The organism is Streptococcus suis, assembly GCF_019794615.1.
Taxonomy (GTDB): Bacteria; Bacillota; Bacilli; order Lactobacillales; family Streptococcaceae; genus Streptococcus; species Streptococcus suis_AI.
The window spans coordinates 20,176-33,070 of sequence record NZ_JAIMDU010000015.1; the positions used below are offsets into that span (position 1 = coordinate 20,176).

The following is a 12,895-nucleotide window of genomic DNA, read 5'->3' on the forward strand; positions in this document are numbered from 1 at the left end:
TTATACTAGAGGCATAAAGTTGTGAGGAAAAGATTATGACAGAGGTTGATTATCGTAAAGTAACTGGTTTGGTTCATTCAACAGAAAGTTTTGGTTCCGTTGATGGTCCTGGTGTACGTTTTGTTGTCTTTATGCAAGGTTGCCATATGCGTTGCCAATATTGCCACAATCCGGATACATGGGATTTGGTCAACCCTGCTGCAACGGAACGTACGGCAGAGGATGTGTTAAACGAGGCACTTCGCTTTCGTATGTTTTGGGGAAAGGAAGGCGGAATAACTGTTTCTGGTGGTGAAGCTACCATTCAGATTGATTTTTTGATTGCCTTATTCACACTTGCAAAGGAAAAAGGCATCCATACCACATTGGATACCTGTGCCTTAACCTTCCGTTCAACGGAGCGTTATTTGGAAAAATACAATCGTCTCATGGAAGTGACGGATTTGGTGCTTCTTGATATTAAGGAAATTAATCCTGAACAACACCGAGTTGTGACTGGACATAGTAATAAAACTATTTTGGAATGTGCTCGTTATTTATCCGACATTGGAAAACCTGTTTGGATTCGTCACGTTTTGGTGCCAAATTTAACTGATCGAGATGAAGATTTGATTGAGCTTGGTAAATTTGTCAAAACTTTAAACAATGTAGAACGTTTTGAGGTATTGCCATACCACAATCTTGGTGAATTTAAGTGGCGTGAACTTGGTCGTCCATATCCACTCGAGGGAACAAAACCTCCAACACGAGCTAGAGTGGAAAATGCTAAAGCCTTGATGGAGACTGAAACTTATCAAGAATATCTGAATCGAATTAAGGGATAATATTGATAAAGTAGGAGATTATGAGAAAAAGATTTAGTATTGTAGGGACGGGCTTAACTTGTCTCTTATTTGTAGGGATTTTATTGGGTCTGTTTTTCCTAGGGGATAGGACAGAGCAAGAGCAGACAAAGGTTACAACGACGTCATCTAGCCAAGAAATATCTGCTAGGGACAAAGTGATTACAAATTATCTAGATCAGATGACCTTAGAAGAAAAGGTCGGACAGATGATTTTTGCTCGAATGCCATCTGCAGGACAAGCTGAGGCATTGGAAACTTATCATTTTGGGGGCTATATCTTATTTGCAAGTGATTTTGAAGGTAAGACACTGGAGCAAGTTAAAGAAGAGATTGCTTCTTATCAATCACTTTCAAAAGTGCCGCTATTAATGGCTTCAGATGAGGAAGGTGGGACGGTAACGAGGATTAGTCAACTTCTGGAAACACCTTTTGCATCGCCTTTGGAACTGTACCAATCTGGCGGCATTGAGGCGATTTTGTCGGATGCCAAGCAGAAGTCCAGTCTTTTAAAGGAAGAGGGAATCTATGCAGGTTTCTTCCCTGTTGCAGATTTATCCACTGATCCATCCTCTTTTATCTACGATAGGACCATTGGACAGGATGCGAAAACCACTTCAGACTATATTGGTCAATTGGTTACATTGTTGAAAGAGGAACGATTTGCTTCGACCTTGAAGCATTTCCCGGGTTATGGGGATAATGCTGATTCGCATACGGATTTGGTCTATGACAACCGCAGTTTAGAAGAATTGCGGGCCAATGATTTTCTTCCCTTTAAAGCTGGTATTGAGGCAGGTGCAGACTCCATCATGGTTAGCCACAATATCGTATCTGCCATTGATGATGTCCCATCATCCATTTCACCTGAAATCAATAAAATTCTTCGGAATGAGCTTGGTTTTGAGGGTGTCATTATGACGGATGATTTTGATATGCAAGGCTTGGTCCAATTTGTAGATCAAGATACAGGTGCCCTGCAGACCATTCAAGCTGGGACTGATATGATATTGTCTTCAAGTTATGCCAGTCAAATTCCTTATATTATCGACCAAGTAAAGGCTGGTACAATTACAGAGGAGCGGATTGATCAATCCGTCAAACGGATTTTGGGAATGAAAAATGATCTTGGCTTAATCAAATAAACAAAGAAAAGGAAGTGCTAGATTCTTCCTTTTTTGTATTATTCTAATACAAGCTTAGTTTTTATGCCATCCACATCAACAAAAGCTGCGCTATTGTCTAGTCTGTGAAGGTTTAGGTTTGCAGCAATGGCACGATTCAAGGTTGCTTCAAATACTTCTGGATTGGAATAGATGACTGTATAGTAGGCAAGTCCTGGCATGCCTTCTTGTCTGGTTTTCAGATTTTTTCCTCCCCATTCATTGACAGCTAGGTGGTGATGGTAGTCGCCAGAAGCTAACCAGGATGCAGATGGAACGGTGAAATTATCTCTGACAGCTAGAACTTCTTGGTAAAATTTGCTAGAAGCAGCGCTTTCTCGGACAGATAGATGGACATGGCCTATACGACTACCAGCAGGCATCTGATAGGCTGCGTCAGCTTTTTTCCCTAAAGCATAGATCGTTTCAGCATCCATAGGCTCAGTGATACCAACAATTCGTCCATCTGGGCGGACATCCCAAGTGTCTTGAGGCAGGTCGCGGTAAATCTCGATGCCGTTGCCTTCGGTGTCGGCTAGGTAAATGGCTTCGCTGTAACCGTGGTCGCTGGCACCTTGGAGGGGAACTTTGTTGTCGATAAAGTAGCGGAAAATGGTGCCTAAGTCCTCTCGGCTAGGTAGGACAATGGCTAAGTGGTAGAGTCCGTAGCTGTGGCTGACTTCGCCTTTCTGCTCTGTTTGAATCAGGCGGACAAGGGCGGTCTGTCCGACACCAAGGTCAATCTGTTTAGAGTTTTCAGTCAGAACTTGGAGACCCAATACCTGCTGGTAAAACAGACTTTGAAGCTTCAGATTGCGAACATTGAGGGCAACTAGGCCCAGTTCAAATTGGGAATTGTACATGGGAATTCCTGGCTTTCTGATACAATTTATAGGAATTTTCGAGTTACTTAGTAACGTGTGACGAATAGACTTTTGAAAATTGATTTTTATCTCATAGCTTTCTCAACAAGTGCGCTATCTACGATTTGGATAAAGTGTGTAATTCTATTTTCAGCATTAAAATCGTAAATATGGACAAAGCCTGCTTGAAAGGATTTCTGAGTAAGGTTGTAGGTCCCCTTGTAGTAGCCATAAACCATGACACGGTTTCCTGAAAAGGCGTAATCAACAGGTGTGGCACTATAATTGGTCCATTCAGAACCTAGTCTTGCATGGACGTTTTCAATCACTGCATCTGGACCGATATAGGTACCAGCATAGGGAAAGCCTGCAGCTTCTGTCCAAGAGATATCAGCAGCCAAATGGCTTTTGAAATCTTCTATTCGACCTTGAGCAGTAGCTAGATAAGTCTCTTCTAAAATATTTTTATATAATTGATTTTTTGACATAGGTATTTTCTTTTCTATTGAGCAACTGCCTCTTGGAAATATTTTTCCAAATCGTCTACTGTGCGAACTTTATTGATAAGATTAAAGAAGTTTCCGTCTTTTTCGAGTAACAAGGTTGGGAAAGAGGTTACCCCCATTTCATAAGCCTTGATAAAGTCTGGGTGTAGATTTTCTGGTTGATTCAAGATGCTTGATAGTTCTTCCATAGCCTTTGTAGGTAACTGATAGGTACCAATTAGGCTGGTGTAACTATCTGCTTTATTGAGGTCTAACCCATCTTCAAAAAATAAGGCTTGAATGTCTAATGTTAGCTGAGCATGGTTAGGTGTCTCAACATAGTTTTTCAAGACTGAGTAGGCTCTAGCAGGACCAAGGGAGTCCATGGTAAAGTCCTTATCCTTAAACAATTGATTGTAGTTATCGCCAAAAGACATTTGGTAATAGCTTTCGATTTGTTTGTTGATGGTCTGTGCCTGCTGGAAATCAACCATTTTCTTTTTGTTATCTCCGACAAACAAGCCTCCGTTAATGACCTCTATTTCTATGTCAGGATGGTCTTGCATGAATTTTGTGAAAATGTGGTTAAAGCCGTAGGTCCAACCACAATAAGCATCGATGATGTAATATAGTTTCATTTTAATTTTCTTTCATCTTATTTTCTTGGTTTTTGATTAGAATCTAGCATTGCTATTGACAGTTTTGGAATTTTCCTCGATTGGTACAACAACATCCCAGAGTTCTGCAATTTTATCATCTTCAACTCGATAAAGGTCATAGAAGGATGTATATTGACCTGTAGAATCTAAGCTTCTAACAAAGCTTGAGCTTGAGCTTGCAGACCGGCGATGGCTTCCTCTGACAATACCAACTGTCCAGTTCCCCATGCTTCTGGATTGACAGTTGTACCTGTAAATTCACCAACGACTTGCATGCGAACAAATGGTAGGAGTGCCTGGTAGCTAGCAAACATTGGCTCGTGTCCAGCATTGGCAACAGATGATACAGTAACAATTTTGTCTTGTAGTGCAGATGGGCCACGTGTTTCTGACAAGTCTAGGGCACGGCTGAGCCAGTCAATCAAGTTCTTCACAGTACCTGGAATAGCAAAGTTGTAAACTGGTGAGAAAATCCAGATAGCATCTGCTGCCATGATGGCATCGCGTGCAGCTTGGACAGCTGGCAAGACTGGTGTTTCAAAATCTTGGTTCATAAGCGGGATTTCTTTATAGTTAAGATAAGATACAGTTGCTTGACCTTCTAAGATGCTTTCAGCCTGTTTAGCCATTTGGTGGTTGAATGAACCTTCACGTAGTGAACCGACGATAAATAGAATGTTTTTCATGATGTTATACCTCTAAAAATTTTTTCTTTTCTGCTTTCGCAGTTTATGGTATTATTGTAACAGGTACTAAAAATATTACAAGTACGATTTTTTTGAATAGTCACTATCTTTTTGTGAAGTAATGTGTAGTATCAAGGGAAAATAAAGGAGAAATTATGGCAACTTTCACACAACATACGGTTCCGGAGTGTCCTTATGTGACCACTCAGAGTGTCTTATCTGGGAAATGGAGTATCTTATTACTACATCATATCGAAGAAGGTCCTATTCGGTTTAATGAAATGCACCGTCGATTGACAGGGATTTCCCAAGCAACCCTGACCAAGCAGTTACGTCAATTGGAGGATGATGGTTTAATCACTCGGAAGGTTTATGCACAAGTACCGCCAAAGGTCGAGTATGAACTGAGCGAGATTGGTCAGGAATTCAAGATGGTTCTTCAACAAATTGAAGTTTTTGGGGATAAGTACATCAACTTTGTCAAATCAAAAAAATCTGAATGAGCTGTTCATTCAGATTTTTGCATTCTATAGTTCGTCATCCTTAACGGCTTCTAGCCAGCTAGCAGCAGCTTTGGCTGTACTTTCAAGGGCACCTTCTTTGAACGGTGATTGGAGGTTTGCGGCTTCAACCACTTGCAAGAAGGACTTGGTACCACCCAAATCACAGATGCGGATGTAGTCTTCCCAAGCCTTTTCATCGTGATCTACCTGCGTACGTTTCCAGAATTGTAGGGCACAAACTTGGGCCAAGGTGTAGTCAATGTAGTAGAATGGGCTAGCAAAGATGTGCCCTTGACGATACCAGAAGATACCACGGTTGAGGGCTTCTGACTCAGAATAATCACGGTCTGGCAAGTAGAGGTCTTGGAGTTTTTTCCAAGTCGCCTTGCGTTCTGCTGGTGTCATCTCAGGGTGTTCATAGACTTCGTGCTGAAAGTGGTCCACCAAAACGCCATATGGCAAGAAGAGCAGGGCGCTTGCCAAGTGGGTGAATTTATACTTATCCACTTGTTCCTTGAAGAAACGGTCCATCCATGGCCAGGTCATAAATTCCATAGATATGGAGTGGATTTCACAGGTTTCGTAGGTTGGCCAAACAACTTCTGGACTTTGGATCCAACGGGAACGATAGACTTGGAAAGCGTGTCCTGCTTCGTGGGTCAAAACATCAATATCACCGCTGGTTCCGTTGAAGTTGGAGAAGATGAATGGGCTCTTGAAGTCAGGGATATAGGTACAGTAGCCACCGCTGTTTTTGCCTGGTTTTGCGACCAAGTCCAAGAGTTCATGCTCTATCATGAAATCGAAGAACTCGCCTGTTTCTGCGGATAATTCGCGGTACATGTCTTGGGCTTGGCTGACGATAAAGTCAGGATCACCTTGAGGAACAGCATTTCCGTCCAAGAATTCAAGGTTGAGGTCGTAGTGTTTGAGGCTTGGCACCTGCAAGCGATTGGCTTGGCGTTGACGCAAATCTTGCACAATCGGTACGATATGTTTAAGGATTTCTTCACGGTATACCTTGACCATATCACGATTGTAATCAAAACGGTTCATCTTTAGGTAGCCGTATTCCACATAGTCCTTGAAGCCAAGTTTGTGGGCGATTTCCGTGCGGACTTTTACTAATTCGTCGTAAACTCGGTCAAAATCAGCTTCCTTGCTTTCAAAGAAGGCAGTTGTAGCAGCAGAAGCAGCCTTGCGGACGTCACGGTCGGTTGATTGACCGAATGGGCCCATTTGTGCCAGATTGTAGGTCTGACCTTGGAAATCAATCTCTGCACCAGCAATCAATTTGCTGTACTCATCGGTCAATTCATTTTCCTTTTGGAACAAGGGAATCACGGCTGATGAGAAGGTTTTGAGCTTGTTTTCTGCCTGCATGAAGAAGGTCTGAGGCAAGATGTCTGAAAGCTCAGCCTTATAAGGTGTTTTTACAATGACACGGTAGTAGTTGGTGGTCAATTCTTCAAAAAGTGGTGAATATTCATTCCAAAACTTGGTTTCTTCATTGTAGAACTCATCGTTCATGTCAATAGTATGACGGATCATCCAAAGATTGTACTGAGTATCGATGAGGCTAAGTAATTTGGTAACGGCTGCCACAAGTGTACGAGTTGTTTCCAAGTCACTTGCCTGAGCCAACTGGTCGGTCAGGTCAGAAAATTGAGCCTTGATGGCTTCATAATCGGGACGGACATAGGTATAGTCTGAAAATTTCATATGTTTCTCCTTTTGTATTGCTACCTTCTATCTTACTCTTTTTGAAAACGTTTGGCAAATCCCGACCCGTCCATGTTCACAAGTCTATCTATTTGTGGTAAAATGTAGAAGATTATTAGAAAATGAGGTTGTAGACATGTCTAAATTTTTAGTTTTTGGTCACCAAAATCCTGATACAGATGCCATTGCATCATCATACGGCTGGGCTTACTTGGAGCGTGAAGTGTTTGGTCGTGATGCGGAAGCAGTTGCACTTGGAACGCCAAATGAAGAAACAGCGTTTGCGCTTGACTATTTTGGTGTTACTGCACCGCGCGTGGTTGAGTCTGCTAAGGCAGAAGGCGTTGGCCAAGTCATCTTGACAGACCACAATGAATTCCAACAATCAATCGCAGACATCAAGGATGTGGAAGTTGCAGCTGTTATTGACCACCACCGTGTCGCAAACTTTGAAACGGCAAATCCATTGTACATGCGTTTGGAGCCAGTAGGTTCAGCATCTTCAATCGTTTACCGTGCCTTCAAAGAAAATGGTGTAACACCTCCAAAAGAAGTAGCTGGACTTCTCCTATCAGGTTTGATTTCAGATACCCTCTTGCTTAAATCGCCAACCACTCATGCAACAGATCCACAAGTAGCAGCTGAATTGGCGGAAATTGCTGGTGTGAACTTGGAAGAATACGGCTTGGCACTCTTGAAAGCTGGTACCAACCTTGCTAGCAAGTCAGCAGAAGAATTGATTGACATCGACGCAAAAACCTTTGGTTTGAACGGAAATGATGTGCGTGTGGCACAGGTCAACACAGTGGACATTGCTGAAGTCTTGGAACGCCAAGCAGAAATCGAAGCCGCTATGACAGCAGCATCAGCAGCAAATGGCTACTCTGACTTTGTTTTGATGATTACAGACATCGTTAACTCAAACTCTGAAATCCTTGCGCTTGGTAGCAACATGGACAAGGTAGAAGCAGCTTTCAACTTCAAGTTGGAAAACAACCACGCTTTCCTAGCTGGTGCTGTTTCACGTAAGAAACAAGTGGTGCCACAGTTGACTGACGCTTTCAACGCCTAATGATTTTATCCACCGACCTCGAACGTGAAGACGGTAGGAGGCCTTACTTAGCACCTTCGGGTGCTTTCTTTATAGAAAGGAAACTCATGTCTTATACAGTAAATTTTAAAGAAGTAGAGACGACAGGCTTGGAAACTAGTCCAGTGGCAGATGTTCTTGCAGGATTGCGGGCCAATGAAGCTCGCTACTTCTGGAACAAATACAAACAGGAGTATGTGGTATACACACCAGATGAGAAACCTGAAATCCTGCCTTTTATCGAGAAAGTATTAGCAGAGCGGGAGATGGTTTTTCCTTATACTCCACTCAATGTCGCTCAGCTTGAGGTAGATGGCATTCTCTGGTCATTTGTCTTTTATGACAATGGCTTGGCAGTTAATGTCCTCTATACGCTTGAAGAAGGCGGCAAACGAGCGGTCGGTTTCAAATTGTCAGACGGCATTGAGATTCCCAAAGAATTTGAAGGTAAATTCAAGTTTGCCCGCCAACGCTCAAAACTAGCTGGGGAAATCCGTGGCACTTTCTTCGTTGTCAAGGGAGAATATTTGTAAGTAAGAATCTGGGATTTCCCAGATTTTTTATATAATGACTGGACTTGGAGTGGACTTCAAGGTGTATAATAAGCAAAAACATAGAAAGGAGCCTAGAATGAATATCAAAGAAGTTTGTCAAGTGACTGGTCTATCAGCTGATACCATTCGTTATTATGAGCGGATAGGGCTTGTTCCCAAAATTGCACGAAAATCTTCTGGAGTGAGGGACTTTGCGGAAAATGATATAGCCATCTTGGAATTTGTTCGCTGTTTTAGGAGTGCGGGTATGTCGATTGAGCGCTTGATTGAGTACATGGGTTTGGTGCAGGCTGGAGATAGTACAGTGGAAGCTCGGATCGAGTTACTAAAAGAAGAGCAGGAAGAGCTACGGTCTCGATTAGTAGAAATTCAGCAAGCTCTAGACCGTTTGGATTATAAAATTGAAAATTATCAAACCATTCTAAGAGAAAAAGAAAGTGAATTGTTTGATGAGGGGAGAAGAGCAAGCAAAAAGAGCGGGGAATAGTCCACCGCTCTACTATTTTTTGTTCTGTTTACGTGTCTGTTTCGGTCTAAATTTCTTTTTAAGTCCAAACTGAATTAAACGAAGTCCGATAAAGCCTGTTACACTTGCTAAGGTAAGTGCGACAAAAACCGGCATACCTAAGGATAGGTAAACATAGCTTGAAATCACTGTTAGTAAGCTAAATAATACAATATTAACAAAAAATAATAATTCTTTTACACGATCATTTCTATTATTTCTTGTCTGATATGTTTGGTAAGTAGCTTGTTTCTCTTTCGGGGTATACTCTTCGTACTGGTATTCATGGGACTGATAGTGTCTTTGTGCCATATCGTCTCCTTTTCTGCTTAGTAAAGAATACCATAACATTACTGTATTTTTATGTCATTTATATTACAAAAATATTACAAGAAACAAATTAGAAAAGTCTGAATATTAAAATCAACTAGTTGGTTATCAGAAATTTTCATTTTTGATATAATTATCTTTATGAAGAAAATTACCATTACAGCAACAGCTGAAAGTATAGAACAGGTCAAGGAACTGATAGTAGCAGGCGTTGATCGTATTTATGTAGGTGAAGCAGACCACGCTCTTCGTATTCCAACAAATTTTTCATATGATGAACTGAGGGAAATTGCAGAGCTTGTACATGGAGCGGGCAAAGAATTAACAGTCGCTGCCAATGCATTGATGCACCAAGATATGATGGATCATATCAAGCCTTTTATGGAGCTCATGCGTGAGATAAAGGTTGATTATTTAGTAGTTGGTGATGCGGGTTTATTTTATATCAACAAACGCGATGGCTACAATTTTAAACTAATCTATGATACATCAGTTTTCGTTACCTCTAGTCGTCAAATTAATTTTTGGAAAGATCACGGAGCTGTAGAAGCCGTTTTGGCACGTGAAATTCCATCTGAGGAGCTTTTTGATATTTCTAAAAATTTGGAAATTCCAGCGGAAGTATTGGTTTATGGTGCGTCAGTCATCCACCATTCTAAACGAACTCTGTTACGAAATTATTATAATTTTACAAAGGCTGATGAGACTGATTTATCGCGTCAACGCGGTTTGTTTTTAGCAGAACCTGCTGATCCAGAGAGTCATTATTCTATTTTTGAGGACAAACACGGTACTCATATTTTTATTAACAATGATATTGATATGATGACTAAGTTGGCAGAACTTTATTCACATGGTTATTGCAATTGGAAATTAGATGGTATTTTTTGCCCGGGTCAAAACTTTGTTGAAATCGCGAAATTATTTGTTCAAGCGAAAGAGTTGCTAGAGCAAGGAACTTTTACTTACGATCAGGCCTTTCTTTTGGATGAACAAGTTCGTAAACTCCATCCAGCTGAACGTGGTTTGGATACTGGTTTCTATGAATTTGATCGCAATAAAGTCAAATAAATTTAAGATTTGATTTCCTATCCTAACAGAGCTGATAGATCTAATAAGCAATGATCTAATCTCTGCACAGGTTTTCAATCATAAACCATCGTTAATAGAAAGAAGTTAATTATGTCAAAAACACTGAAACGTCCTGAGGTCTTGTCACCTGCTGGGACTTTGGAAAAATTGAAGGTAGCCATTGATTATGGTGCTGATGCTGTTTTCGTTGGCGGTCAAGCTTACGGTTTGCGGAGTCGCGCTGGGAACTTTAGCATGGACGAGATGAGAGAAGGTATTGAGTATGCCCATGCTCGTGGAGCCAAGGTTTATGTGGCTGCCAACATGGTAACTCATGAGGGTAATGAAGAAGGTGCAGGAGCTTGGTTCCGTGAATTGCGGGATATGGGCTTGGATGCTGTCATTGTATCTGACCCCGCCCTCATCGTGATCTGTGCAACAGAGGCACCGGGTCTTGAAATTCACTTGTCTACCCAAGCTTCGTCGACCAACTACGAAACCTTTGAGTTTTGGAAAGAGTTGGGCTTGACCCGCGTTGTTTTGGCTCGCGAGGTAACAATGGAAGAAGTAGCGGAAATTCGCAAACGAACAGATGTTGAAATCGAAGCCTTTGTCCATGGAGCCATGTGTATTTCTTATTCAGGACGTTGTGTCCTATCTAACCACATGAGCAAGCGAGATGCAAACCGTGGTGGTTGTTCTCAGTCTTGTCGTTGGAAATACAATCTCTACGACTTACCGTTTGGTGAAGAACGTCGTTCGATTAAGGGCGAAATACCAGAGGAGTTCTCCATGTCTGCGGTGGATATGTGTATGATAGACCATATCCCAGATATGATTGAAAATGGTGTCGATAGCTTGAAGATTGAAGGCCGAATGAAATCAGTTCATTATGTATCAACTGTTACAAACTGCTATAAAGCAGCAGTAGATGCTTACCTAGAAAGTCCAGAGAAATTCGAAGCCATCAAACAAGACTTGATTGATGAGATGTGGAAGGTTGCACAGCGTGAATTGGCGACTGGATTTTACTACAGTCCACCAAGTGAAAATGAGCAACTCTTTGGAGCTCGTCGTAAAATTCCAGAGTATAAGTTTATTGGTGAAGTCGTTGCATTTGATAAGGATACGATGACTGCAACTATTCGTCAACGTAATGTGATCAATGAAGGTGATCAGGTAGAATTTTATGGACCTGGCTTCAGACATTTTGAATCAACGATTCAAGATTTACATGATTCAAATGGTGATAAAATCGACCGTGCCAATAAACCAATGGAATTATTGACCATTAAACTAGACCGTGAAATCTATCCTGGTGACATGATTCGTGCTTGTAAATCAGGTTTGATCAATCTTTATCAAGAAGATGGCCAGTCATTAACTATTAGAGCATAAAACATTCAAAAAAGATTCGCAACCATTCCAGTTTCGATATTTAGGGTGTGTCCGTCGAGTATCGTTGTGGATTCCCGTCAGAATCATTGACTAGTGGGAATGGGAGTGTTCATCAAAAAGACCTATTCTCTACTTTTGGTATTCATTGAGCATGAGATAAATCAACAAAAAAACGCATATCATCAACGTTTTCCTGCTTGATTTTATGCGTTTTTTCTATTTCCGGTATGTTGCTCAGTTTTTTTCTCTTGTTGCTGTGATGTTTTTACACTTTCTGGAACAAGGGTAATTTTCTGGATGTCTTCTAGATTTATAATGCTGGTCACCTGGCGCTTGAAATTTTTCATAATAATCCGTTGGCGTTCCGTATCGTATTTGACGATGTCTCCAGTAAAACTGCGGTTCCCGTAGATGACATGGATAGAAGCATTCTTGTACAGGGCAAGTTCTATGTTGTTTTTTATTTCTTCCTTGCTATCTGGTTCAATAGCCTTAGAAGCTCTGCTATTGCCTAAAAAGATAGAGGCATGTTCCAAAATGACTTCGATAAATCTCTTCATGGCATAATCCTTTCAAACTTGATATAATCATATTATCCAATTTTTTTAAAAATGACAAGTTTTTTCGAATAGATGATTGAAGGAGGTCACAAATGGCAACATTTACTTTTGAAATTGAAGAAAAATTATTGGTCCTATCTGAAAACGAGAAGGGATGGACCAAAGAGTTGAATCGTGTATCTTTTAATGGTGCACCTGCAAAATACGATATTCGAACTTGGAGTCCGGACCATAGCAAGATGGGAAAAGGGATTACTCTAAGCAATGAAGAATTCCAGGTTCTTCTAGACGCATTTGCCAATAAATAAACGAATGAAGCCTACGCGAAGAAGGAGTAATTCTACAAAGTGAATAATGATTAGAACATTATGGATTAGATTATGTATCCATAATGTTTTTTATTTGAAATTCGGAAAAACATAACTAATTTAATATTTTTTCGATATTCAATAAAATTTATAAAA

At 40.9% G+C, this 12,895-nt stretch carries 16 protein-coding genes; 9 read left to right on the forward strand and 7 right to left on the reverse strand.

Going from position 1 to position 12,895, the window contains the following annotated elements; all coding sequences use genetic code 11:
• Nucleotides 1–32: 32 nt before the first annotated feature.
• Nucleotides 33–824, forward strand: a complete 792-nt coding sequence (pflA, locus tag K6V43_RS05495; RefSeq protein ID WP_024391193.1) for a pyruvate formate-lyase-activating protein — start codon at nt 33–35, stop codon at nt 822–824.
• A 20-nt stretch (nt 825–844) separates the two neighbouring features.
• A complete protein-coding gene (locus K6V43_RS05500; RefSeq protein ID WP_222382130.1) occupies nt 845–1,987 on the forward strand; it encodes a glycoside hydrolase family 3 N-terminal domain-containing protein in 1,143 nt (380 codons plus the stop codon).
• Nucleotides 1,988–2,025: 38 nt separating this feature from the next.
• On the opposite strand, the gene K6V43_RS05505 is transcribed toward K6V43_RS05500, so the two are convergent.
• The 4 genes from K6V43_RS05505 to K6V43_RS05520 form a co-directional block, all read right to left on the reverse strand.
• The gene (locus K6V43_RS05505) at nt 2,026–2,868 is read right to left on the reverse strand and encodes a VOC family protein (protein ID WP_222382132.1); all 843 of its coding nucleotides are present in this window, start codon (nt 2,866–2,868) and stop codon (nt 2,026–2,028) included.
• Between the two features lie 86 nt (nt 2,869–2,954).
• Nucleotides 2,955–3,356 (reverse strand): nuclear transport factor 2 family protein, encoded by a 402-nt coding sequence (locus K6V43_RS05510; RefSeq protein ID WP_222382134.1) that lies wholly within the window; start codon nt 3,354–3,356, stop codon nt 2,955–2,957.
• Between the two features lie 14 nt (nt 3,357–3,370).
• Nucleotides 3,371–3,991, reverse strand: coding sequence for a thioredoxin (locus tag K6V43_RS05515; RefSeq protein WP_222382136.1), 621 nt, complete (start codon nt 3,989–3,991; stop codon nt 3,371–3,373).
• A 167-nt stretch (nt 3,992–4,158) separates the two neighbouring features.
• Entirely contained in the window at nt 4,159–4,698 is a 540-nt protein-coding gene (locus tag K6V43_RS05520) for an NADPH-dependent FMN reductase (protein ID WP_099780129.1), read from the reverse strand.
• Between the two features lie 155 nt (nt 4,699–4,853).
• On the opposite strand from K6V43_RS05520, the gene K6V43_RS05525 reads away from it, so the two are divergent.
• Nucleotides 4,854–5,201, forward strand: a complete 348-nt coding sequence (locus K6V43_RS05525) for a winged helix-turn-helix transcriptional regulator (protein ID WP_014736211.1) — start codon at nt 4,854–4,856, stop codon at nt 5,199–5,201.
• Between the two features lie 24 nt (nt 5,202–5,225).
• Here K6V43_RS05525 and K6V43_RS05530 read toward each other — a convergent pair whose 3' ends face one another.
• Nucleotides 5,226–6,923 carry a M3 family oligoendopeptidase gene (locus tag K6V43_RS05530; RefSeq protein ID WP_222382138.1) on the reverse strand — a complete coding sequence of 566 codons (1,698 nt, stop codon included), beginning with the start codon at nt 6,921–6,923 and terminating at the stop codon, nt 5,226–5,228.
• 136 nt (nt 6,924–7,059) lie between these two features.
• Between K6V43_RS05530 and K6V43_RS05535 the strand changes: the two genes are divergently transcribed.
• The 3 genes from K6V43_RS05535 (at nt 7,060) to nmlR (ending at nt 9,054) form a co-directional block, all read left to right on the forward strand.
• Nucleotides 7,060–7,995: a manganese-dependent inorganic pyrophosphatase gene (locus K6V43_RS05535; protein WP_024411200.1), complete on the forward strand. Its 936-nt coding sequence runs from the start codon at nt 7,060–7,062 to the stop codon at nt 7,993–7,995.
• An 86-nt stretch (nt 7,996–8,081) separates the two neighbouring features.
• Nucleotides 8,082–8,546, forward strand: a complete 465-nt coding sequence (locus tag K6V43_RS05540; protein WP_222382139.1) for a DUF8821 family protein — start codon at nt 8,082–8,084, stop codon at nt 8,544–8,546.
• Nucleotides 8,547–8,643: 97 nt separating this feature from the next.
• On the forward strand, nt 8,644–9,054 hold the full coding sequence (nmlR, locus tag K6V43_RS05545; RefSeq protein WP_172006559.1) for a stress response transcriptional regulator NmlR: 411 nt from the start codon (nt 8,644–8,646) through the stop codon (nt 9,052–9,054).
• Between the two features lie 12 nt (nt 9,055–9,066).
• Here the strand turns inward: nmlR and K6V43_RS05550 are convergent, their stop codons facing one another.
• Nucleotides 9,067–9,384, reverse strand: a complete 318-nt coding sequence (locus tag K6V43_RS05550; RefSeq protein ID WP_172065951.1) for a DUF3270 domain-containing protein — start codon at nt 9,382–9,384, stop codon at nt 9,067–9,069.
• Nucleotides 9,385–9,543: 159 nt separating this feature from the next.
• Here K6V43_RS05550 and K6V43_RS05555 point away from each other — a divergent pair, with 159 nt between their 5' ends.
• Complete coding sequence (locus tag K6V43_RS05555) at nt 9,544–10,473, forward strand: peptidase U32 family protein (RefSeq protein WP_222382140.1); 930 nt, start codon at nt 9,544–9,546, stop codon at nt 10,471–10,473.
• A gap of 111 nt (nt 10,474–10,584) precedes the next feature.
• Complete coding sequence (locus K6V43_RS05560) at nt 10,585–11,871, forward strand: peptidase U32 family protein (protein ID WP_222382141.1); 1,287 nt, start codon at nt 10,585–10,587, stop codon at nt 11,869–11,871.
• A 203-nt stretch (nt 11,872–12,074) separates the two neighbouring features.
• Here the strand turns inward: K6V43_RS05560 and K6V43_RS05565 are convergent, their stop codons facing one another.
• Entirely contained in the window at nt 12,075–12,431 is a 357-nt protein-coding gene (locus K6V43_RS05565; RefSeq protein ID WP_171988873.1) for a hypothetical protein, read from the reverse strand.
• A gap of 92 nt (nt 12,432–12,523) precedes the next feature.
• Here K6V43_RS05565 and K6V43_RS05570 point away from each other — a divergent pair, with 92 nt between their 5' ends.
• Nucleotides 12,524–12,739: a YdbC family protein gene (locus K6V43_RS05570; RefSeq protein WP_024391204.1), complete on the forward strand. Its 216-nt coding sequence runs from the start codon at nt 12,524–12,526 to the stop codon at nt 12,737–12,739.
• Nucleotides 12,740–12,895 lie beyond the last annotated feature (156 nt).

Bases quoted from the DNA above. Each gene is read 5' to 3' on its own strand.
- K6V43_RS05500 (WP_222382130.1), top strand. From the start codon at position 845: ATGAGAAAAAGATTTAGTATTGTAGGGACGGGCTTAACTTGTCTCTTA.
- K6V43_RS05505 (WP_222382132.1), bottom strand. From the start codon at position 2,868: ATGTACAATTCCCAATTTGAACTGGGCCTAGTTGCCCTCAATGTTCGC.
- K6V43_RS05510 (WP_222382134.1), bottom strand. From the start codon at position 3,356: ATGTCAAAAAATCAATTATATAAAAATATTTTAGAAGAGACTTATCTA.
- K6V43_RS05515 (WP_222382136.1), bottom strand. From the start codon at position 3,991: ATGAAACTATATTACATCATCGATGCTTATTGTGGTTGGACCTACGGC.
- K6V43_RS05520 (WP_099780129.1), bottom strand. From the start codon at position 4,698: ATGAAAAACATTCTATTTATCGTCGGTTCACTACGTGAAGGTTCATTC.
- K6V43_RS05525 (WP_014736211.1), top strand. From the start codon at position 4,854: ATGGCAACTTTCACACAACATACGGTTCCGGAGTGTCCTTATGTGACC.
- K6V43_RS05530 (WP_222382138.1), bottom strand. From the start codon at position 6,923: ATGAAATTTTCAGACTATACCTATGTCCGTCCCGATTATGAAGCCATC.
- K6V43_RS05535 (WP_024411200.1), top strand. From the start codon at position 7,060: ATGTCTAAATTTTTAGTTTTTGGTCACCAAAATCCTGATACAGATGCC.
- K6V43_RS05540 (WP_222382139.1), top strand. From the start codon at position 8,082: ATGTCTTATACAGTAAATTTTAAAGAAGTAGAGACGACAGGCTTGGAA.
- nmlR (WP_172006559.1), top strand. From the start codon at position 8,644: ATGAATATCAAAGAAGTTTGTCAAGTGACTGGTCTATCAGCTGATACC.
- K6V43_RS05550 (WP_172065951.1), bottom strand. From the start codon at position 9,384: ATGGCACAAAGACACTATCAGTCCCATGAATACCAGTACGAAGAGTAT.
- K6V43_RS05555 (WP_222382140.1), top strand. From the start codon at position 9,544: ATGAAGAAAATTACCATTACAGCAACAGCTGAAAGTATAGAACAGGTC.
- K6V43_RS05560 (WP_222382141.1), top strand. From the start codon at position 10,585: ATGTCAAAAACACTGAAACGTCCTGAGGTCTTGTCACCTGCTGGGACT.
- K6V43_RS05565 (WP_171988873.1), bottom strand. From the start codon at position 12,431: ATGAAGAGATTTATCGAAGTCATTTTGGAACATGCCTCTATCTTTTTA.
- K6V43_RS05570 (WP_024391204.1), top strand. From the start codon at position 12,524: ATGGCAACATTTACTTTTGAAATTGAAGAAAAATTATTGGTCCTATCT.